Annotated in this window: 21 protein-coding genes, 1 pseudogene and 1 other annotated feature (1 of these 23 running past the window's edge); of the genes and pseudogenes, 14 read left to right on the top strand and 8 right to left on the bottom strand. The window is 34.2% G+C overall.

Annotated elements, in window-relative coordinates; translation table 11 throughout:
• Positions 1–45 (bottom strand) — a binding site (T-box leader); it reaches 184 nt to the left of the window's first position.
• A gap of 220 nt (positions 46–265) precedes the next feature.
• Positions 266–3019, bottom strand: a pseudogene (locus tag ACZDYH_RS01625) (S8 family serine peptidase).
• A 227-nt stretch (positions 3020–3246) separates the two neighbouring features.
• Between ACZDYH_RS01625 and ACZDYH_RS01630 the strand changes: the two are divergent.
• Positions 3247–4485, top strand: coding sequence for a TolB family protein (locus tag ACZDYH_RS01630; RefSeq protein ID WP_000825732.1), 1239 nt, complete (start codon positions 3247–3249; stop codon positions 4483–4485).
• Between the two features lie 39 nt (positions 4486–4524).
• Here ACZDYH_RS01630 and ACZDYH_RS01635 read toward each other — a convergent pair whose 3' ends face one another.
• Both ACZDYH_RS01635 and ACZDYH_RS01640 read right to left on the bottom strand, forming a co-directional pair.
• On the bottom strand, positions 4525–4647 hold the full coding sequence (locus tag ACZDYH_RS01635) for a DUF4023 domain-containing protein (RefSeq protein WP_000071866.1): 123 nt from the start codon (positions 4645–4647) through the stop codon (positions 4525–4527).
• A 69-nt stretch (positions 4648–4716) separates the two neighbouring features.
• Positions 4717–5055: a hypothetical protein gene (locus tag ACZDYH_RS01640; protein ID WP_000871150.1), complete on the bottom strand. Its 339-nt coding sequence runs from the start codon at positions 5053–5055 to the stop codon at positions 4717–4719.
• Positions 5056–5175: 120 nt separating this feature from the next.
• Here ACZDYH_RS01640 and ACZDYH_RS01645 point away from each other — a divergent pair, with 120 nt between their 5' ends.
• The 3 genes from ACZDYH_RS01645 to ACZDYH_RS01655 all read left to right on the top strand — a co-directional run bounded on the left by ACZDYH_RS01645 (position 5176) and on the right by ACZDYH_RS01655 (position 7098).
• Entirely contained in the window at positions 5176–5778 is a 603-nt protein-coding gene (locus ACZDYH_RS01645; RefSeq protein ID WP_000706239.1) for a histidine phosphatase family protein, read from the top strand.
• Positions 5779–5796: 18 nt separating this feature from the next.
• The gene (locus tag ACZDYH_RS01650) at positions 5797–6333 is read left to right on the top strand and encodes a hypothetical protein (protein WP_000931931.1); all 537 of its coding nucleotides are present in this window, start codon (positions 5797–5799) and stop codon (positions 6331–6333) included.
• Between the two features lie 264 nt (positions 6334–6597).
• Entirely contained in the window at positions 6598–7098 is a 501-nt protein-coding gene (locus tag ACZDYH_RS01655) for a DoxX family protein (protein ID WP_088349056.1), read from the top strand.
• A 41-nt stretch (positions 7099–7139) separates the two neighbouring features.
• Here ACZDYH_RS01655 and ACZDYH_RS01660 read toward each other — a convergent pair whose 3' ends face one another.
• Together ACZDYH_RS01660 and ACZDYH_RS01665 are read right to left on the bottom strand one after the other, a co-directional pair.
• Complete coding sequence (locus ACZDYH_RS01660; protein WP_166694755.1) at positions 7140–8024, bottom strand: alpha/beta fold hydrolase; 885 nt, start codon at positions 8022–8024, stop codon at positions 7140–7142.
• 15 nt (positions 8025–8039) lie between these two features.
• Positions 8040–8873 carry a GNAT family N-acetyltransferase gene (locus ACZDYH_RS01665; RefSeq protein WP_000706693.1) on the bottom strand — a complete coding sequence of 278 codons (834 nt, stop codon included), beginning with the start codon at positions 8871–8873 and terminating at the stop codon, positions 8040–8042.
• A 260-nt stretch (positions 8874–9133) separates the two neighbouring features.
• Here ACZDYH_RS01665 and ACZDYH_RS01670 point away from each other — a divergent pair, with 260 nt between their 5' ends.
• The gene (locus tag ACZDYH_RS01670; protein WP_166694754.1) at positions 9134–10519 is read left to right on the top strand and encodes an alkaline phosphatase; all 1386 of its coding nucleotides are present in this window, start codon (positions 9134–9136) and stop codon (positions 10517–10519) included.
• Positions 10520–10573: 54 nt separating this feature from the next.
• Positions 10574–11041 (top strand): hypothetical protein, encoded by a 468-nt coding sequence (locus ACZDYH_RS01675; RefSeq protein WP_000732795.1) that lies wholly within the window; start codon positions 10574–10576, stop codon positions 11039–11041.
• 77 nt (positions 11042–11118) lie between these two features.
• Here ACZDYH_RS01675 and ACZDYH_RS01680 read toward each other — a convergent pair whose 3' ends face one another.
• The gene (locus tag ACZDYH_RS01680; RefSeq protein ID WP_000456219.1) at positions 11119–11769 is read right to left on the bottom strand and encodes a GTP pyrophosphokinase; all 651 of its coding nucleotides are present in this window, start codon (positions 11767–11769) and stop codon (positions 11119–11121) included.
• Between the two features lie 349 nt (positions 11770–12118).
• Between ACZDYH_RS01680 and ACZDYH_RS01685 the strand changes: the two genes are divergently transcribed.
• From ACZDYH_RS01685 to ACZDYH_RS01695, 3 genes are all read left to right on the top strand, one after another.
• Positions 12119–12745, top strand: a complete 627-nt coding sequence (locus tag ACZDYH_RS01685) for a nitroreductase family protein (RefSeq protein WP_000245977.1) — start codon at positions 12119–12121, stop codon at positions 12743–12745.
• 196 nt (positions 12746–12941) lie between these two features.
• The gene (gene rpmG / locus ACZDYH_RS01690) at positions 12942–13091 is read left to right on the top strand and encodes a 50S ribosomal protein L33 (RefSeq protein ID WP_001265617.1); all 150 of its coding nucleotides are present in this window, start codon (positions 12942–12944) and stop codon (positions 13089–13091) included.
• Positions 13092–13180: 89 nt separating this feature from the next.
• Positions 13181–14674 (top strand): YcdB/YcdC domain-containing protein, encoded by a 1494-nt coding sequence (locus tag ACZDYH_RS01695; protein WP_139848817.1) that lies wholly within the window; start codon positions 13181–13183, stop codon positions 14672–14674.
• 58 nt (positions 14675–14732) lie between these two features.
• Here ACZDYH_RS01695 and ACZDYH_RS01700 read toward each other — a convergent pair whose 3' ends face one another.
• Positions 14733–15638 carry a hypothetical protein gene (locus ACZDYH_RS01700; RefSeq protein ID WP_208328178.1) on the bottom strand — a complete coding sequence of 302 codons (906 nt, stop codon included), beginning with the start codon at positions 15636–15638 and terminating at the stop codon, positions 14733–14735.
• Positions 15639–15790: 152 nt separating this feature from the next.
• Here ACZDYH_RS01700 and sigK point away from each other — a divergent pair, with 152 nt between their 5' ends.
• Together sigK and ACZDYH_RS01710 are read left to right on the top strand one after the other, a co-directional pair.
• Entirely contained in the window at positions 15791–16504 is a 714-nt protein-coding gene (sigK, locus tag ACZDYH_RS01705; RefSeq protein ID WP_000051382.1) for an RNA polymerase sporulation sigma factor SigK, read from the top strand.
• Positions 16505–16793: 289 nt separating this feature from the next.
• Positions 16794–17582 carry a phosphatidylserine decarboxylase gene (locus ACZDYH_RS01710; protein WP_001255000.1) on the top strand — a complete coding sequence of 263 codons (789 nt, stop codon included), beginning with the start codon at positions 16794–16796 and terminating at the stop codon, positions 17580–17582.
• 185 nt (positions 17583–17767) lie between these two features.
• On the opposite strand, the gene sda is transcribed toward ACZDYH_RS01710, so the two are convergent.
• Complete coding sequence (gene sda / locus ACZDYH_RS01715) at positions 17768–17923, bottom strand: sporulation histidine kinase inhibitor Sda (RefSeq protein ID WP_000850094.1); 156 nt, start codon at positions 17921–17923, stop codon at positions 17768–17770.
• 246 nt (positions 17924–18169) lie between these two features.
• On the opposite strand from sda, the gene ACZDYH_RS01720 reads away from it, so the two are divergent.
• Genes ACZDYH_RS01720 through aroE form a run of 3 tightly spaced genes read left to right on the top strand, consistent with a single transcriptional unit; the run spans position 18170 to position 20641 of the window.
• A complete protein-coding gene (locus tag ACZDYH_RS01720; protein WP_000765314.1) occupies positions 18170–18682 on the top strand; it encodes a YqeG family HAD IIIA-type phosphatase in 513 nt (170 codons plus the stop codon).
• Between the two features lie 3 nt (positions 18683–18685).
• The gene (gene yqeH / locus ACZDYH_RS01725; protein ID WP_000140799.1) at positions 18686–19792 is read left to right on the top strand and encodes a ribosome biogenesis GTPase YqeH; all 1107 of its coding nucleotides are present in this window, start codon (positions 18686–18688) and stop codon (positions 19790–19792) included.
• A 15-nt stretch (positions 19793–19807) separates the two neighbouring features.
• A complete protein-coding gene (aroE, locus tag ACZDYH_RS01730) occupies positions 19808–20641 on the top strand; it encodes a shikimate dehydrogenase (RefSeq protein WP_000812076.1) in 834 nt (277 codons plus the stop codon).
• Position 20642: the final 1 nt, after the last annotated feature.

Consider the following 20642-nt stretch of genomic DNA (forward strand, 5'->3'; position numbering starts at 1 on the left):
AGACAGTGATATAAGTCGCTACTAGTATTCCTTCAAAGCCGATATATAATTCGTTCAACTAAACTATGTTTTGTATTATAAAACTATATTAAAAAAATTGTCAACAAAAATTTTTTATCCCGTGTTAATGAGCAGTAAAATTCCTACCTCAAAATTCGGTTGGAGCAAAGAAGTGAGATGGGAGATTAACTGCCCGTAACTCCCGATTGGTGAAGGCTAATAATCAGTGGGGATGAACGAAATCTCCACTGATTAAAATTTTACTTTATTTCACTTCTAAATTAACAGTTAAATTAGAGGTATTGCCAGCTGCATCAGTTGCTACAATGTGAATAGTATTTTTTCCTTCTTGTAATTGAGTGCGATCGAAATAAATGTCATAGCTTTTCTCCCAAGGGTTCAGGAATGCCTGTTCCCATACACCATTTCCGTTAATTTCATATTGCATTCTCACTGGAATACCAGGTGCTATCCAACCAGATTCTGACATCCAATCTAGTAGAATATCATCAACTTTTCCTCTAATTACGAGATTTTCTTGGTCAACCTCGTGTGTTAACTTAGGTGCAGTTCGATCAAGAAATACAGCAGCTGTTTGCTTTGTTTCCCCGCCAGAATTAGAAGCAACTGCTTCAATTTGATATAGCCCATCAGTTAAAGGAGTGCCATCTGCTTTTGTACCATTCCATTTGAAAGGTTTATACCCAGGAGTTGCATTTTTAGCTTGATGGATAATCCCTTGATACGTTACACGTTCTTTCGTAACTAAATTTGCATGCAATGTGATATCATCCACAGGCGCAACTAAATAGTAGTTGATGAGATTATCATCTAGTACGTGGTCGCCATTTGGGCTAAAAGTAGAATTAATAATTTCAAGTCCATCGATACGTTTATAATCTTTAGGATCGATACTAAATGTGAATGGAATTCGAATTTCTTCTTTTGCCCCTTGTTCTTTTACATATACATTTCCAGTATACACACCTTGTTGTAGTGAGCTATCTACAGTGATAGTAAATGGTTTTTCGGTACTACTATTCGGTTGAATGCTAATCGATGAAGGGACAGAAGCTTTTACTTTTGTTTTTGTGTTTGCATCTAGTAATTCCACACGAGTTGAAAAACTTTTCTTTTTACTAGAAAGGTTTTGTAATGTAACATTTTGCGTCAGTTTTACTTTTCCGCTATTGGGCTTAATAAGACCGAAGCTGACATTGTTAGGTTTTACTAATACATTTGTTTGAGCTGCTTTCGGAATGTTAATTAAACCAGATCCTTGTGCCATAACAGGGTATGTATTTTCATTGACATCATGTAATGTTTTGGCATTGTTGGCAAGAGCCGCTTTCAATTGTTCTGTCGTCCAATCAGGATGCATTTGACGCAAGAGGGCAACCGCTCCAGCTACTTGCGGAGCAGCCATACTTGTTCCGTTATGCGATTCATAGCCGCCTCGCGGTACTGTACTAGTAATTTGTACTCCAGGTGCAACAACATCAGGCTTTATTAGCCAACTTCCTTGTGATGGTCCTCTTGAACTAAAGTTACCGATAAGTTCTGTTTGCTTTGGTTGTCCAATTTTTATATTTTTCTTTCGTTTTGTAATTAAAGTTTTTAATTCTTCTCCATTTGTATTTGATAATTGCATTACTGGGACAGCTAGATGTTCACGTGAAAAATATTCCGGCATCATATTAATTTCTTTTTCGCTAGAGATTAATAACACACCAAGTGCACCAGCTTGCTTCGCTTGTTCTGCTTTTACTAATGTACTAGAAGTACCTTGTAAAATAAGTGCGAATTTCCCTTTCACATCTTGTTTTGCATAATCACTTGGATTGCCATAACCAACATATACAAGAGGAGAATCATTTTCTATTGGAAAATCGGATTTTGATAATGGTAACCCTTGATATGTTTTGCTGGAACCAGTTACTTGGAATGTTGGAAACGGGATAGAAACCGTAGATGCTCCAACAGAAATGACACTACTTGCGTTACCGGGAGCATCAACAGACCAAGGTTTTGGTCCGTCATTTCCATTTGAAACGACAGCAGTAACACCAAGTTTCGCTGCTCGTTCTAACGTTAATGTTACAGGCTGATCAGGTACATTTAAATCCTGCCCAAGGGAGAGGTTTAACACATCCGCACCATCTTGAATTGCTCGCTCAATTCCTTGGATAATATCATCTGTTGTACCAGTTCCACCGTCATTCATTACACGATAGGCTAGAATAGAAGCGTTTGGAGCAACGCCTTTAATTTTTCCGTTACCCGCAATAATTCCAGCTACATGAGTACCATGTACGTTACCATCCATTGGATCGTTATCTTCATCAACCGTGTCATATCCACCGATATAATTTGCCTTTAGGTCAGGGTGTGTATAGTCTACGCCAGAGTCGATAATGGCTATTTTCATGCCTTTTCCATCAAGCGGTTTGCCAAATGGATCTTTTAAATTCCACGCTTCAGGTGCACCAATTGTCGGTCCACCGATATTTGGTGCTTCTTCGTTAATAGCACTTTTTGATGTTTCATGTAATTTATATGTTAAGTTCGGATAGACTGCTTTTACTTCAGGTAAAGAGGCAAGAGAGGTAATTTGATCTCCAGGAATTGAAATAGAGAATCCGGAAAATAACGTATTATACACTTCTTTAATTTTTGCACCAGGTGCTTTTTCTTTTATTTTCTTAGTCGTATCTTCTTGTGCTTTTTTGAGCTCAGCATGATAAGACTGTGCATTACTATTTTGTAAATCTGGAGCATGCTGAATATTACTTTGAGCAGCGAGAGGTGCATGTTGTAATTCTACAATTACTGATATTTCTTTTGTTGTTTTCGTTTCAACATTTTGAGCGATTTTATGTTCTCCCTACTGTTCAATCGTTGTTTTTAATTGTGGACTAAATTGCTTCTCCTTTTGTAGTGATTCAGCATGAGCACTTAAAGCTCCAAAACTAGAAAAGACAAGCGCCATGCTTAATAGTGTAGATGTAGTTTTTTTCATTGATACTCCCCCTAATAAAAGTGCCAATATTCAGAAATAAAATCTTGCATTTTAGTTAGAAATTATACATATAAATGTTGGCTAAACTATACTTTCGACATAATTCATACCAATCCTCTATGGATTGAAAATTTCTTGGGAAATTTTTTCTGATTATGTCGAATCGATATTTTTCACATATTGTAGGGATAAAGTGAGGAATGCTATGAGGGAAATGGAGTGATGGTATGAAAAGGCTAATAGTAAGTAGTAGTGTAGTGTTGTTTATGTTTTTATGTTCTATCACTATTACTAGTGCAGAAAATAATAGCGTGAAAGTTGCTTTTATTCGTCATCATAATCTTTGGATTAAAGTTGATGGGAAAGAAATACAGATTACAAAAGGAGAGTACATAACAGGGCCGAAGTGGTCATATGATGGGGAATGGCTAGCGTATGTAAAAGGGAAGAAACAAAGTATTCTTGAGTTATATCGGCTGAAAGATGGAAAGAAAGTTACGCCGTTTCACTCAGAAGCATCGAATTATCAATGGTCACCAACAGAAAATATAATTGCATTTATATTTACAGGTACATTAAATACATTTGATGTAGAAAAAAAGAATGCAGATTTTGAAAATGTATCGGCTGGTGTAGGGGATTATGCATGGTACCCCGATGGAAAGAACTTTCTTGTATCCTCTGAAGCGCACTTACTTCCAACAGGATGGACAGGGGCTCAGCTATATGAAGTGCAAAAAGATGCACATATGAATCCTCACAAAATGAAGCATTTGTATGCATTGCCAAATGAACACGATGATTTCCTAGCGCTAGTAGCAAGTGGCTTTAAGTGGTCACCAGATCAAAAGTGGATTTCATTTTTAGCAGTACCGACAGCTTCATGGTCAGCTGATAGTAATACGCTTTGCTTAGTTCGTGCAGACGGCAGTCGGTTTGAAAAAGTAGATCAAATGTTATTAAACGCACAATGGTTTCAATGGGCACCATCAAAAAATATATTAGCTTATATTGAAGGGAGCGGAAGAGTTGCATTAGAAAATAAACATTTAAAAGTAAAGGAATTGCCAGCACTTCAGCAGAACATATTTACGCCGAAAGGATATGTTGATTGGGATTTTGTATGGAAGAACGATAGAGTAATTATCGTTTCACGAGCAAAAGAGGCAGGGATAGAAACTCCACCAGAAAAAAGGCCACTACCATCTTTATATGAGGTCGATAGTACAAGTAATGCACAGCATCAAATCACAAAGAAAACGAACAAGCAAGGGGATTACCACCCGATCTTCATGAAGAAGAGTAATCAATTAATTTGGATACGTTCAGACCGTAAGAAAGCGGATGTATGGCTTGCTCATAAAGATCGGAAGCAGGAAAAGAAGTGGATTGAAAATATAGATGTACCAGCGTGGTATTATGAGAAATGGAATTGGGGAAATGTTATCTCGGTGAAAGAAGAATAAAAAAACTGCCTAAAAGATCATTTTAGGCAGTTTTAATTGTTATTTATGTGTTTTATTTGGCTTTTTTTTCGCTGGGTTTCCGTTCCCTTGGCGCTTTCTATTTTGTTCATCTTTTGCTTGTTTTTCATGTAGTGTATCTAAAAATTCATTCGAGTTACTCATGTTTATATCTCTCCTTTCATTTTGTCATGATTACTATAACCATTTAGGAGGATAATCATGAGTTAGAAGTTAGGCACTTAATTTTCTTCGATAATGTAAGTAAAATATTCCATACATAACAAATAGCATGAGTAAAACTTGTAACTCTACATTTTCTTTTAAAATAGCTGCGATAGTGTCTGGTAAGTACGGTGATTTATCGTTTGTGCTTAAACCTAACCATTTATTTAAGAGGCTAATGGTACAAAACATAAAAACACCGGACCAGCTTGCCGTAATTGCTTTTTGCTTAATTTTTGTTTCACGTTCATCATCTGTAATCCAAGGATTAGCAGTTTTATCACTACTAAAGAAGCCGTTTATATATCCCCATACAATCATTCCAATAAAGACAATTATCCATTTCATATATGTAATTCTTCTTTCTGTGTAAAAAGTTTTTTACATATTGGTTTTCATATAGCAGGAATAAAGTATGAGATAGGGAAGAAATATGTAAGAGGATTTCATAATGAGAGGAGGAAGGGGATGAAAATCGTCTTTGTTCGGCACGGGGAAGGAGAACATACAAGGGATTTGCCATCAAGTTTAAAAGTGCTTCATCCGCCATTGACGGATGAAGGAAGGAATCAGGCTAAATTACTTCAATGCAATGTGCCATTACAAGAGACGGATATATTAATTGCTAGTCCTACACTTAGAACTTTGCAAACGGCGACAATATGGAGTGCGAAAGTTGCTTGTCAAAAAATCGTTCATCCATATGTATCTCCGCGTATTTTTCCTTATCGAGAAGAAGCGAGAACATTACCGTGCGATTATATAGTAGATCAGGGAATGATAACAAAGTTATTTCCGCATTTTTCGATAGAGAAAAGCTCAAATAATCAGTTATGGAAGGAAGGTATAAACACTATTTCAGAGAATAGTTTTCAGCAAATAGTAGATGAATTTCTTCTTTGGTGTTATGAACTGAGTGTTGAAAGAATTTGCATTGTATCCCACGATGGAACAATTACAGCATATAGGCAATATTTACAGAAAGTCGTTTTAACTAGATCAGATTTTTTGAAAGAAACGGGTATATATGAAATGGATTTATCCCAGAAAATTCTGATTGATAAGGGCTGATTATAGGATGGGGATTGTATGTTGAATATTGCATTAGTAGTTGGTTTTAATTCGGATTTAGAGGCGCAATCAATCCGAGCATCTCTTGAATATTTTGGTGCAAGGGTTGTGACATATTGGATTGGTAGACCGAAAGATTTTGTGGGAGTTCTTTCTGGAAAGAACTTATTTAACGATGTTAATTATATTATTTTTTGCTTTCATGGTGAAGAAGGGAAGTTTGTCATGGAAGAGTTAGGCGAAGAAGTATATGAACAAGATGAACCGAGAGGGTATTTTGGTGCAGAAGAAATTTATGAATATGCAAAATTGCATAATACACATATTGTAAATAGCGGGTGCACGTTAGGGGAGAAAAATCTAGCAAAATCTTTTTTACATAGTGGTGCGAAATCATATATTGGATCGATTGATTATGTAGATGGAAATGCAGCACTTATGTTTACTATACGCTTATTTTATGGGGTTATTAACCATGGGAAAACGTTAGAAGAAGCGTTTCAAGAAGCGAGTTTAATTGATGAGGAGACACATACATTTCGATTCTATAATTAGTGTGAAACACGTTTATTCTATATTCGAATAAACGTGTTTCACATTTAACTCACAATTTTTTTACATTTTTTTCAATGAAAATGATTATCACCTGTGGTATGATATGTTCAAGTTTTTACAGGTAATAAAAGTTACTATATAAACGTTAGTTTTGAATGTTTCATACGCATGTCACGAATTATTCATAATTAACGTTTTAAAAATAAGTAACTAATGTTATTATATTATCTGTAACTAACTTAATTACAACTTTAGGAGGAAGATATGGTTATTCAATTTTTAAGAGAAAACAAAGCAGTTTCTTTTGTATTAGCAGTAATTCGAGTATATCTTGGTTACACATGGTTAATGGCTGGAATCGGTAAACTACAAGGAAAAGGATTCGATGCAACAGGTTATTTGCAAGGGGCAATTGAAAAATCTAAAGGTGCACAACCGGCTGTTCAATCTTGGTGGGCATCATTCTTACAAGAATTTGCAATTCCAAATGTAGATTTGTTTAATACACTTGTAACATGGGGAGAAATTTTAGTCGGAATTGGTTTAATTGTAGGCTGTTTAACAAAAACAGCGGTCTTTTTTGGTCTTGTAATGAACTTTTCCTATATGTTTAGTGGGTCAATTGGTGTGAACCCTGAGATGGTTATCTTATCTATGTTTGTTCTTGTTTCCGGTATGAACGCTGGGAAATTTGGAATGGATGGCTTCGTTATCCCGAAAGTATTAGGATCAAAAACTCCAAAACGCCAAAAGCAAGCTGCTTAATATATGAAAACGGGTATCTCATTTTGAGATACCCGTTTATGTTATTTTTCAACTTTAATCGGATTGTTTTTAAAGAAATCTTTTACATACCCGACAAATTCTTGTGGTTCTTGGCGAAATGGTGCATGATAACCTTTTTCAATAATATGTAAATTGCTATTTTTTAAGAATTGATGATACGTTTCTCCTTCTTTCCAGGAAACGCTACTATCATTTCTGCCCCATATAATTAAAGTTGGCTGTTTTATTTCATTTGCATTAATTTTAAGACGTCTAGGCCATAATTTCATTTTATTATAATGCTCTTCATCATTACGTTTGAATTTCACTTTGCTTTCATCATAATCTGTAATAGAAGAAACGGCATTTAAATCAGTCGACAATTGTGGTTTTGGTGAGCCTTGTTTAGTAACGAATGTATGAGGGCCACCTGTAGCATCAGTTAAAATAAGGTGAGAAACTGCTTCAGGATATAAATATGTTAAATTTAGAGAAATTTCTCCCCCCATGGAATGCCCCAGTATTGCGAATGAATCATACCCTAGTTTTTTCATTAATTTATAATACAAATTTGCATGAGTTGGAAAAGAATAATAAAAATCCATTGGCTTAGATGAGCGCCCGAATCCTAAAGCATCTACAGAAATAATTGTATGATCTTTTGCTAAATCGGAGTAAATCTTTTGAAAACCATCTGATGACCCTCCAAAGCCATGAATCATAAGTAAAGGTGGTTTTTCATTACCAATCTTTTTAAAGTAAATGGTTTGACCATCTATTTCTACCATTTTTTCCTCGGTAGCTAGTTTCGCTGTAATTGTATTTTTAACTTGTTTTACTTGTTCTACTGGCTTTTCTGCTGCACTACATCCTACTAATAGTGTAAGAGTAAGACAACCTACCATAAAATAGCTAAATCGCTTCAATTAGGTGTCTCCTTTCTAACATAACGCTGTATCTATCATAGCAAATAGCATATTACGATTTCCAGGAAGTCGGCTACCATTTTTTATCATAAGAGGTGAAAGGAGCGTTTCTTGGAAATTTTCTGTTTGAAGAAATTTACGAAATGTAAATTGTGAGTGTGGGACATCAATTCGTACTATACCATTCCAACATTCACATATCTTTTTTAATAATTGAATAGCATCTTCTGCTTGCTTGGCGATAAGTGGATTGATACATAATATATTGCCCTTTTGTATGCATAATGAAAAAGCTTCTATACAGTTATTTCTTTCAATTTTAAAAGAGTGTACAGCCCTTGGTAATAGCAAAGAGTAAAGTAGAGAACGATTCATACCAGTTGCAATTTGATCCAGAGAAGTAAGAGATATAAGGTCTTCTTCTTGTACTTGTTGTAAGTGAGAAGGGTACGTCTTAATAGTTTGCTTTTCAAAACGATGAATCGTTGTTGCTGTTTGAAATCCGCATGATGTGTATAGAGGTTCGCCAGCTTTTGTCGCAATAAGTGCAATGGGTTGTTTTGGATGAATTTGTTCCAAGCAATGATTTAGCAACATGCGCCCTATTCCGCGTCCTTGAAAATTAGGGTGAACGATTAACATACCAATGGAAGCGAAGTTACTTGTAAAGGGAAATACTCCTCCAGTCGCAATGAGTTTGTTCTCATGAATGTAACCTACAAGTGTGCCGATAGAAAGATACATTTCGAATTGTTTTTTCATAAAAATTTCATCGTGTAACCATCCAACAGATTTGCAAAGATTAAGTAATTCAAAAATAAAAGACTCATTTAGCTTTACTATTTTCATAAAGGCTCACCGCATTTCTATTTATTTTCATAAAAATAGAGTCAAAATGTAAAAAAGAGATTTACGTTAAATGAAATCCAACTTGTTTATATTTAAATTGTAAAGGGCGGGATGATTGATACAAAAAGACAAAGTTATACAAATTATAACTGATATTTACATAAGTTAACAAAAAATTTACATACAGCTAATTTTCTCTTAATAGTCTTCCGTTAAATTTGATAGTGGGAAATGAATAACCTAATTAGGGGGACAAGACAGTGAAAAAGTTTGTGAAAAAAGCATGGCCATTTGCAGTTGTGGCATCATTAGCAGTTACTTCGGTAGCAACATGGAATTTTACTCGTTCTAGTGAGGTTAATGCAGATGAGAACGGAAGCAATGCAAAGATTAAAAATGTTATCGTATTAATTGGGGATGGTATGGGTCCTTCATATATGACGGCTCACCGTTATATGAAAGATAATCCAAAAACCTTTGAAATGGAATCTACAGAATTTGATAAGCATCTTGTAGGAACACAAAAAACATACCCAGAAGATGAACATGAAAATATTACAGACTCTGCATCGGCAGCAACAGCTATGTCAGCAGGGATTAAAACATATAATGCTGCAATTGCAGTTGATAATGATAAAGCGGAAGTGAAAACAGTTCTTGAGCAAGCGAAAGAAAAAGGGAAATCAACGGGACTCGTTGCAACTTCTGAAATTACACATGCAACACCAGCTGCTTTCGGTGCGCATGACATTAGCCGTAAAAATATGGACGCAATTGCAAATGATTATTTTGATGAGAAAATTAAAGGGAAGCATAAAGTAGATGTTATGCTTGGCGGCGGCATAAAGAACTTTGTTAGAAAAGATCGTAATCTTACAGAAGAGTTTAAGAAATCTGGTTATAGCTATGTAACGGATCGAGATCAATTGTTAAATGATAAAAATGACCAAATTCTTGGTTTATTTGCACCAGGTGGATTAGATAAAATGATTGACCGTAATGAGAAAACACCTTCATTAGAAGAAATGACTAATGCAGCAATTGAGCGTTTGAACAAAAATAAAAATGGTTTCTTCTTAATGGTGGAAGGAAGTCAAATCGACTGGGCTGGACATGATAATGATATTGTTGGTGCAATGAGTGAAATGGAAGACTTCGAAAAAGCTTTCAAAGCAGCGATTGAGTTTGCGAAAAAAGATAAAAATACGTTAGTTGTTGCAACGGCAGATCACGCTACTGGTGGCTTATCTTTAGGTGCCAATGGCGAGTATAACTTTAAAGTAGAACCAATTAAAGCTGCAAAGCGCACACCAGACTTTATGGCAAATGAGATTGCAAAAGGTGCAAATGTAGAAGAAACATTGAAAAAGTATATTGATTTACAATTAACTCCAGAAGAAATTCAAGCTGTAAATGATATAGCTCCGTCAAAAGATGTAACAAAGATTGATAATGCAATTGAAGATATTTTCAATAAGCGCTCGGTTACAGGCTGGACAACGGGTGGACATACAGGGGAAGATGTGAACGTATATGCATTTGGTCCAGGTAAATACTTGTTCTCTGGCGTTCAAGAGAATACAAATATAGCGAAACGTGTCTTTGATATTGTTGGCGGTGGCGATCCGAATAAAGGAAGACGCTAATTAAGAGCGAAAGTGAGGCGAAATGCCTCACTTTTCTTTTTAGGAGTTGGGAATATGAAAAAGTTATTTAGGAAATTAAGATTCCTTCTAGTGTTTGTAGTACTACTAGTTGGATGTCAACAAGAAGAGAATAACGTAGAACAAAAATCTACTACTAAAAAAACTGAGGAAAAGGTACAAATAACAAAAGAAGAAGAGAGATCTATTCAAGATGTTATTCATACATTTGTGCGAACGACGAATGAAAAAAATCTTGCAGAACATATGGAGTTATTTTCAAAGAAGATGCCTAGTGCTGAAGACTTAAAAACACAAAAAGAAGCCGCATTTCAAAAGGGAAATAAGAAAATTGAATTGGAACATATAGATATGAAAGTTAGTAAAGTAGGGTATGTTATTGTTGAAACGAAAGAAAAGGAAGTAGACGACAGTATCACTCTTCAAAAGAAAGTACAGTATGCTCTTGGGAAAGAAGATGATAAATGGAAGATTGAAGAGGTTCGAACGATAGAGAAAAAATAAAGTGAAACTTTAATAAGTGTGGAGTCGTACTTCCCAAAAATGATAGAAAAAAGGTTCTCATTGGCGAGAACCTTTTTTTATAGTGGTAGCATAATTTGATTTGAACATGCCTCAATATCATCAATATCTTGACGAATTGTGGCCATTTTATTATCCAGATCTTCAGCTTTCATTGCTGCATCATGTAGTTCATCTTTTAAATACTCCGGTATTTTCCCTTCATATTTATAATAAAGTTTGTGTTCTAAACTTGCCCAAAAGTCCATTGCCAGTGTACGTAACTGAATTTCTGCAAATACATCTTTTGTACCAGAATTTAGTGATAAAGGGTATTTAATGATCATGTGTAAACTTTTATATCCGTTTCGTTTTGGGTTAGCGATATAATCTTTTACTTCTATGACTTCCATATCTTCGCGTTTTTGAATGACTTCTTTCAAATGATAGATATCTTCTACGAAGCAACATGTAATACGAATACCAATAATATCTTGTAAATGTGTTTGAGCATTTTCAACTGTTGGTAATAAGTTTTTGCGCTCTAGTTTTTTAATAATACTTTCAGGTTGTTTTAGTCTTGTTTTTATATGTTCAAACGGGTTGTAATCCTCTAGAAATTGAGCTTCCCGGTTCATAATTTCAAATTTAGTTTTTAACTCTTCTAAAGCAAATGTATATGGTAATACAAAAGCTTTCCAGTAGTTAACTGTTGATTGATTATATTCCATTTATATACACACCTTTTCCTATTTGCAAGTGAGGTCGTTATTATACTAAATACCAAATCATATAAGCGCAAGCAGCAAATGATGAGATCATAAAGCGATATTTAGTTTTCATACTTTCAACTCCTTTCGAGTAAGATTTTATATTAATAAACGTGATTGTTAATAAGTTCACTATGTACAGTTTCTATAGTAATAGATTCGTGTGAATTTCGTATGAACTAATTGTTTCAGCTTTTTGTCTTTTTTGCTGTTAATCATAATTATTATTCGGATTTAAAGTGTTTTTATTTGATTTATCTATTTGTATAAATTAATGTATATTTAAATTTATAGTTATTGAGGAGGATATATGGTGAACTTTGAAGAATTAGCAATTGCTAGACGTTCTGCAATGAAATTTATACAAGGTATAGAAATCCCTGATGAGGATTTTAAAAAAATATTTGAGTTAACTAAGCTTTCTCCATCTTGCTATAATTTGCAGCACACACATTATGTTGTAATTCGTGATCAAGAGCGAAAAGAAAGATTAAAAGAATTAGCTTTCGGTCAATATAAAGTATCGAGTGCATCAGCGGTAGTGTTCGTTTGTGGTGATAAAAAAGCATACCAAAATGTTGAAAATATTTACTTCGGCATGAAAGTTTTAAAGATGATTGATGAATGTGAATATGAAGATACAATTAGGAAAACGAAAGGTTTATATGAAGGAAAAGGAGAGCGTTTCATGGAGGATGAAGCGATTAGAAATGCTTCGTTAAGCGCGATGACTTTTATGTACGCAGCTAAATATTATGGCTATGATACATGTCCAATGATTGGTTTCGATGAAAAAGCAGTACAAAGTGAATTAAATATGCCGGAGCATATAGTACCTGTTTTAATGATTACGATAGGAAAAAGTGATACGACTAAAACTCGTCCACGAGGATATCGAAAGCCGATTAGTGAGTTTGTTACATACGAATCGTTTTAATAAAGTGAAACTTTAAATCAGTAGGGGTCTTATTGGCCGTTAATGCGGGACAAAATTTATTTAACTATAAAAAACAAGGGGATTCTAAATGGAATCTTCTTGTTTTTGCAATTGACAAATAGAATGAAGTTTTATAATATATAAATCGTAATCATTACGTTTTAGTTGCAATCTTTGAAAGAAAGGAGAATTAAATATGCGTGTAAATATTACATTAGCTTGTACGGAGTGTGGCGATCGTAATTACATTTCTAAAAAAAATAAACGAAACAATCCAGAACGCATCGAACTAAAAAAATATTGTCCACGATTAAAGCGAGTAACGTTACATCGTGAGACGAAGTAAAAGACTAGAGATATCTCTAGTCTTTTTTTTATAGTTCTTTGGTTTTGTTTGTTATAATTACCTTAAAATGTAATAAAGGGAGCGGTATGATGAATCAAAAAGATAAAGAAAGAAAAGAGCGAGTGGCTCATATTATTAACATTCCAGATGAATATAGTCTTGTTGTAGATGATCAAGAAGGGGTTGATGACCCGTATCATCTATTATGGTGGGAGCATAAAGAGGATCAGGAGAGAACGATACAAATTACATTGAATAGACATACTGGTAATTTAATTGAGTTTAGGATAGATGATGAAAATTCTTTTTCAAGTGGTAAGGAAGCGATAGAGGAGAAGAAGGCAAGGGAGATTGCAAATGCGTTCTTGAAAAAATATACAAAAGAAGGATATGAATTCTATACATATGTAACGGTTAAGGACGACAGGCGTGGTTGGAAAGAAGTAAATTATATGCAAGAAGTGAATAGCTATCCATTGCCGAATACAGGGTGCGTTGTGCGAGTGAACTCTTCAGGTAATGTTGTGCAATTTCATTACAATGGACAAAAAGCTATAGAGAAAAAACCGTTATGGCCAAGTGAAATTGTTGAGGAGAATATCGTTTTAGAAAATTTGAAAGCTAGACAAGATATGAGACTTGTATTTATAGATTTAACATACTCTTCATGTGAGTATGAAAGCGGGGAAGAAGTAAAAGGGTACCATCTTGTATATGAACCAGAGCCTAGTCATGCGTTTATTGATGCAAGTACAGGTAAAGATTTATATGAGCCAGATCATTATAAATTGCCTTCGGCTGTAGCTGTTGGAAAATCGAGAAAAGGTAACGAACGAGGTGACATATTCGAATTATTTGACTGGAATAAAGAAGGTTTTACAAAAGTAGATGAGACGGAAAATGATGATGAAATAAGGATGAAATTTGTTCCGAAAGAGGAATTACAAAAACAGAAAGAAGAAAAGAATCCATATTTAATGAATGAATTCTTTAAAAAGCATTTACCGATGTTGAAATATAATAATTTAGTTAGCGTTACAATTGATAAATTAACCAATGAATTAACTGGTTTTATAAAACTGACAGATGATAAAGAAGTAAAGCAAATACTGTCTAGAGAGGAATGTTTACAAAAAGCACTTCAATTTTTAGAACGAGTTATTCCAGATATCAAACAATATCTGCGTCTTTGGGAGGAACGTGAAGAAGCAGAAGATGGGATTGAAAGATTTATCTTTTCTGTATATATAAATGATATTCCGGCAGAGTATAACCAATTTATGATCAACATCAATGCAGAAAATGGTGCTGTTATGCACTACTCGGGGGAGTCTAGCAACTTTATAAAAAAATTACTTACATATGAAACAACACCAAAATTAATAAAAGAAAAAGCGTTAGAAATATACAGAGCGGCTATCCGAGTTAAATTAGAATGGTTTTTAGATCATGATGCAGAGGAAACGAAATACAAACTACTGTACAAACAAACGACAGATGAAAAACATAAAGAACCTTTTGATTGTAGTCGGGAAATTCGTTATATTGATGCCCAAGCGGGGAGAAAGATTTGGAGTAAGTAAAATAAAAAGAGTTATTTTTCAAAGAAAATAACTCTTTTTATTTTTATAATTTGCCTGTTCACTTTTCAAAAGTAAATGTGATAGGAAGATTGGAATGAGAACTATCACTTTTAAATATTACTTTCCATTCTTTAGTATGGGCTTTAATTTCAAAATTAAGAAGATTCATCGCTCTACGTTTATCTATTTCTAAAAACATATTATGAATTTCTGGTTCTTGCTGTAAATTAAGAGCCTTTAGTGTGACTGTAAATGTGAAAAAATTCTGCCCTTCATATACTATTTTTGATATTTTTGTTTTTTGTGTATTTAACAGCACATAAAAACGGTCTGATGGAGTTAATTGTACAGAGTCATCAGTAATTTCATTCTCGCTATTATGAAGTTCAACTAAGAAAGATGTACTATGTGAAGAATCTTTTTTGCTTGTAATCTGTAATTCAGTAGGAATCATCGGTATTTCATAAAATTCATTCCTTATTATATTATTGTAATCCTCTGAAAATTTACGGACTTCTTTTGGAAAAGAGTCTTCTTGTGTACTTAAAAAAGTTTTATGTTGATTTGGAATTTTTTTACTAGAATTTAATGTTTCTTTAAAGTAATAATTGGATCCAGTTAAAAATAAAAAACTACAAATTAATAAAAAAATTCGATACAGATTTTGAAAATGAAAGAACAATAGTATACATGTAATAATTCCAATTACATAGAAAATAAAGATAAGTAGTTCTAGTTTTGAGTGAAACGAGAAACCATAGTTATGAAAAAATTTTATTCCAGTTATAATTTGAGCTCCAAAAAATAAAGAAATTCCAAATTGAAAAAATAATAAATCAGGTCCTCTTTTAATAACAAAAGTAATGAACGAAATGAAAAGTAAAAATACCCCTAAATAAATTGTTACATTTAATAATCGTTCTAATGTAATCATGAATAATGTCCCCTTTAATAGCATATTCATATATAAATAACAATTTTATATAATTATAATATAACAATAAAATATTTTAAATGTTGGAAGTGTTGAGTTTTATAAATAAACTGTACAGACACAAACAACCTCACGCCCACATACACATAATAAAGACCACTATTTTGGCGGAGGTGAAAGGTTTGAGTCTATTCGCCGCAATTGGATATATGGTTCGAGAAGTGTTTGTCTTTGTTTCTTATGTGAAGAATAATGCGTTCCCGCAGCCGTTATCATCAGATGATGAGAGAAAGTACTTAGAGTTAATGGAGCAAGGTGATGCTCAAGCGAGAAATCTTTTAATTGAACATAATTTACGGCTTGTAGCTCATATCGTTAAAAAATTTGAGAACACAGGAGAAGATGCAGAAGATTTAATTTCAATTGGTACGATTGGGCTCATTAAAGCGATTGAGAGCTATTCTGCAGGAAAGGGAACGAAGCTTGCGACGTATGCAGCACGCTGTATTGAAAATGAAATTTTGATGCATTTACGTGTACTAAAGAAAACGAAAAAAGATGTTTCACTTCATGATCCGATCGGGCAAGATAAAGAGGGCAATGAAATATCGCTTATTGATATATTAAAATCAGAGTCTGAAGATGTAATTGATATGATTCAGCTTAGTATGGAGTTAGAAAAAATTAAAGAGTATATCGATATTTTAGACGAAAGAGAAAAAGAAGTGATTGTGAAACGTTTTGGACTTGGGCTAGATAAGGAGAAAACACAGCGGGAAATCGCTAAGGCGCTTGGTATTTCTAGAAGCTACGTATCACGGATTGAAAAGCGTGCTTTAATGAAAATGTTCCACGAGTTTGTCAGGGCAGAGAAAGAGAAAAAAGCGAAAGAGTAAAGTGTATTAGAAGCAGCCATATTTAAAATGGGCTGCTTTTCTTATTGTAAATAAGAAAAGAAAACGCGTTATGCTAAGAAGAAATACATGTTCACTGTTGAAAATGACGGATTCTATCTGTAATATTAGAAGGTGCTAAATAATTTAAGAATAATACCATACTTAGTTTTCTGTATATATAATAAGGCTGCTTTATATGATATGTGGGAATAAGAACCAATTTTACATATGATATAGAAAGAAAAGAAGGGAAAACTAAAGTTATAGACTGATTAGGGGGTTTCGCAATTTGCGACGTACATTATATCGACTTATGATAGAACTTACAAATGGTCGCTTTACTTCTTATATATTACGTAAATTTGCACAATCTCGTTTGAGCTCTATCATTATTCCATCGTATGCGAAAGTTTTTCAAATTAATCAAGATGAGATGGAAAAGGGTTTGAAGGAATATAGAACATTGCATGAATTATTTACGCGTAAGCTAAAAGAAGGAAAGCGTAGTATTGATACAGATGCATCGAGTATCGTTAGTCCTGTTGATGGTGTTTTTGCAGATCATGGTCCTATTGAGGATACAAAAACATTTGATATTAAAGGAAAGCGCTATTCAATTGTGGATATGCTAGGTAATGAAGAACGTGCAACGCGATATGCAGGCGGTACATATATGGTAATTTATTTGAGTCCAAGTCATTATCATCGCATTCATAGTCCGCTTTCTGGTTCTGTGACTGAAAGATTTGTACTCGGTAGAAAATCATATCCGGTAAATGCAGCTGGTATGGAATACGGGAAAGAACCACTGTCAAAAAATTATCGTTCTGTTACAGAAGTAAGCAGTGATGGCGAGCATATGGCTCTTGTAAAAGTAGGGGCCATGTTTGTTAATAGTATTGAGCTTTTGCATGAGAGAGACACTGTTCAAAAAGGTGAAGAAATGGCATACTTTACATTTGGTTCAACAGTTGTGTTATTGTTTGAAAAAGATATGATAGAAGTAGTGCAGGAATTAAAGAGTGGACAAGAGCTTCGTCTTGGTGAAAAAATAGCTACTCGCTTAGCTCATAAATAAAGAAAAGCTTTTATAACCGTAAGTAAGAGTTATGGGCAAAGATACTTAATGATGAAATCCCCTAGATGGGAGTACTTGTTTATTCGAGAGCCATCGTAGGATGGCTCTTTTTACAGGGCATCCAATAAATTATCCTTTAACTGTTTAATTGGTAAGGGCTGATTAAACTTTCACTTTATATGTAATCAAGATGATTTGACAAGCTTGTCCTCTAATGAGCGTCTAATGATTTCTTGTTTTATAAGTAAAATGAAGTCGGGATTTAATTTTAGTTCTTTTGCTTTATAATAAGACTCAGTGAGTAACTCAGTGGATAACTGTTCCATATGTTTTGTTTTCAAGGTGAGTCACCTCCTAATAATATAAGGATTGATTCGTTGATGCATTTAATGTACCAAAAAAATATGACAGTCACAAACGAGTGGTTATCCACATACCTAGGTGGATAAAGTGTGTATAGTTTGTTAGTAAATTCCAAATTAACTGAAAAATTAATGTGGAAAATGTGTACAATTTTATCCACAGGTTATATATCGAAAAATGTTGTCGAAAAATTTTATGAAAAATCCTCAAAGAGGTGAAAGAAATTGAAACTATTTTTACCAAATGAATATGTGAAAAATGTATATCATGTTCAACCAGAAGATTTAAAAAAACGTGGGATTAAAGGTGTTATTACTGACTTAGATAACACTTTAATTGAATGGGATCGTCCCAATGCAACACCGCAACTTGAAAAATGGTTTTTGGAAATGAAAGAGCAAGGCATTCAAGTAACGGTCGTTTCAAATAATAATGAGCAACGTGTAAAAGATTTTGCTGATCCATTAGGTATTCCATTTATTCATAGTGCACGTAAACCATTTGTTCGCGCATTTAAGCGTGCGATACAAGAGATGCGTTTGCAGCCAGATGAAGTTGTAGTAATTGGAGATCAGTTACTGACTGACGTGCTTGGTGGAAACCGAGTAGGCCTTCATACAATTTTAGTTGTACCGGTAGCACAAACGGACGGATTAGTAACGCGCTTTAATCGAAAAATTGAACGAAGAATTATGAAAAATATGAAGAAAAAAGGTTTAATTAACTGGGAGGAATAAAGTTTGACTGAAACAATTAAATGTATTGGTTGCGGTGTAGAAATTCAAACAGAAAATAAAAACGAAGTGGGGTATGCTCCTGCCTCATCTTTAGAGAAAGAACAAGTTATTTGTCAACGTTGTTTTCGCTTGAAGCATTACAATGAAATTCAAGATGTATCGTTAACAGATGATGACTTCCTACGCATTTTAAATGGAATTGGAAAATCAGATGCATTAGTAGTCAAAATTGTAGATATTTTTGATTTTAATGGTAGCTGGTTACCTGGCTTACATCGTTTCGTAGGGAATAATAAAGTATTACTTGTTGGAAATAAAGCTGATTTAATTCCAAAGTCAGTAAAACATGATAAAGTAAAACATTGGATGCGCTATAGTGCAAAGCAGCTAGGATTAAAACCAGAAGATGTCTTTTTAATTAGTGCAGCGAAGGGACAAGGAATCGCTGAATTAGCAGATGCTATTGAGTATTATCGCGGCGGCAAAGATGTTTATGTTGTTGGATGTACGAATGTAGGGAAATCGACATTTATTAATCGTATGATTAAAGAATTTAGTGATGAGACTGAAAATGTAATTACAACATCTCATTTCCCAGGAACAACACTTGATTTAATTGATATTCCATTGGACGAAGAGTCTTCTTTATATGATACGCCAGGTATTATTAACCACCACCAAATGGCTCATTATGTTGGAAAGCAAAGCTTAAAGCTTATTACACCAACAAAAGAAATTAAGCCGATGGTATTCCAATTAAATGAAGAACAAACGTTATTCTTTAGTGGATTGGCACGTTTTGATTATGTAAGTGGTGGTCGTCGTGCATTTACTTGTCACTTCTCGAATCGCTTAACAATCCATCGTACAAAGCTTGAGAAAGCAGATGAATTATATAAAAATCATGCCGGGGATTTACTAAGCCCACCAACGCCAGAAGAATTAGCAAATATGCCTGAGCTAGTGAAATACGAATTTAATATTCGTGAACCTAAAACGGATGTTGTATTCTCTGGATTAGGATGGGTTACTGTGAACGAACCAGGAGCAAAAATTGTTGCACACGTACCAAAAGGAGTAAGTGTTTCACTACGTAAATCTTTAATTTAATATGGAGAGGGATTTATGAAACAATTATATGGTGTAATCGGAAATCCAATTGGACATTCATTATCACCCGTTATGCATAACGACGCATTTGAACACTTGAATATGGATGCCCATTATCATGCGTTCCTTGTTGAAGAGGAATTGCTAGGGGAAGCAGTAAGAGGTTTAAAAGCATTAGGTATTTCAGGATTTAATGTAACAACTCCGCACAAGGTTGCTATTATGGAGTATTTGGATGAGATTGACCCATTGGCAAGGAAAATCGGTGCAGTAAATACAGTGGTTCATAAGGATGGAAGATTAATTGGCTATAATACAGACGGGATTGGTTTTGTTCGAGCGTTGCAGTCAATTAGTAATGAACCACTTCAAGGGAAACGTATTTTGTTACTTGGTTCAGGTGGTGCTAGCCGAGCTATTTATTTTTCTCTTGCTGATGTAGGTGTAAAAGAGATTGATGTAGCCAATCGTACAGTAGATAAGGCAAAGGAACTTATTGCTGCACGTACGGCCGATGTTAATTCTGTTGCTTTGTCGTTAGAAAAAGCGACAGAAGAACAAGGAAATTATGATATTATCATTCAGACGACAACGATAGGTATGCATCCACACGTAGAACATACGCCATTACAAATTTGTTCGTTAAAAAAAGGAACGATTGTATCAGATATAATTTATAATCCATTTGAAACGAAAATTTTATGTGAGGCAAAAGAGCAAGGTGCAATCATTCAAAATGGTATTGATATGTTTGTTTATCAAGGAGCACTTGCATTTGAAATGTGGACAGGACGCACGCCAAATATCGAGAGAATGAAACAATTAGTTATAGAAAAGCTTGGAGGCTAAC

It is taken from the genome of Bacillus sp. EB V-12, assembly GCF_056158125.1.

Excerpts from the sequence above, each read along its gene's own strand:
- ACZDYH_RS01665 (WP_000706693.1), bottom strand. The coding sequence starts at position 8,873 with ATGAAAATAGTAAAGCTAAATGAGTCTTTTATTTTTGAATTACTTAAT.
- ACZDYH_RS01640 (WP_000871150.1), bottom strand. The coding sequence starts at position 5,055 with ATGAAATGGATAATTGTCTTTATTGGAATGATTGTATGGGGATATATA.
- ACZDYH_RS01650 (WP_000931931.1), top strand. The coding sequence starts at position 5,797 with ATGTTGAATATTGCATTAGTAGTTGGTTTTAATTCGGATTTAGAGGCG.
- ACZDYH_RS01630 (WP_000825732.1), top strand. The coding sequence starts at position 3,247 with ATGAAAAGGCTAATAGTAAGTAGTAGTGTAGTGTTGTTTATGTTTTTA.
- rpmG (WP_001265617.1), top strand. The coding sequence starts at position 12,942 with ATGCGTGTAAATATTACATTAGCTTGTACGGAGTGTGGCGATCGTAAT.
- ACZDYH_RS01645 (WP_000706239.1), top strand. The coding sequence starts at position 5,176 with ATGAAAATCGTCTTTGTTCGGCACGGGGAAGGAGAACATACAAGGGAT.
- ACZDYH_RS01655 (WP_088349056.1), top strand. The coding sequence starts at position 6,598 with ATGGTTATTCAATTTTTAAGAGAAAACAAAGCAGTTTCTTTTGTATTA.
- ACZDYH_RS01700 (WP_208328178.1), bottom strand. The coding sequence starts at position 15,638 with ATGAATATGCTATTAAAGGGGACATTATTCATGATTACATTAGAACGA.
- ACZDYH_RS01675 (WP_000732795.1), top strand. The coding sequence starts at position 10,574 with ATGAAAAAGTTATTTAGGAAATTAAGATTCCTTCTAGTGTTTGTAGTA.
- aroE (WP_000812076.1), top strand. The coding sequence starts at position 19,808 with ATGAAACAATTATATGGTGTAATCGGAAATCCAATTGGACATTCATTA.
- ACZDYH_RS01685 (WP_000245977.1), top strand. The coding sequence starts at position 12,119 with ATGGTGAACTTTGAAGAATTAGCAATTGCTAGACGTTCTGCAATGAAA.
- ACZDYH_RS01635 (WP_000071866.1), bottom strand. The coding sequence starts at position 4,647 with ATGAGTAACTCGAATGAATTTTTAGATACACTACATGAAAAACAAGCA.
- ACZDYH_RS01680 (WP_000456219.1), bottom strand. The coding sequence starts at position 11,769 with ATGGAATATAATCAATCAACAGTTAACTACTGGAAAGCTTTTGTATTA.
- ACZDYH_RS01695 (WP_139848817.1), top strand. The coding sequence starts at position 13,181 with ATGAATCAAAAAGATAAAGAAAGAAAAGAGCGAGTGGCTCATATTATT.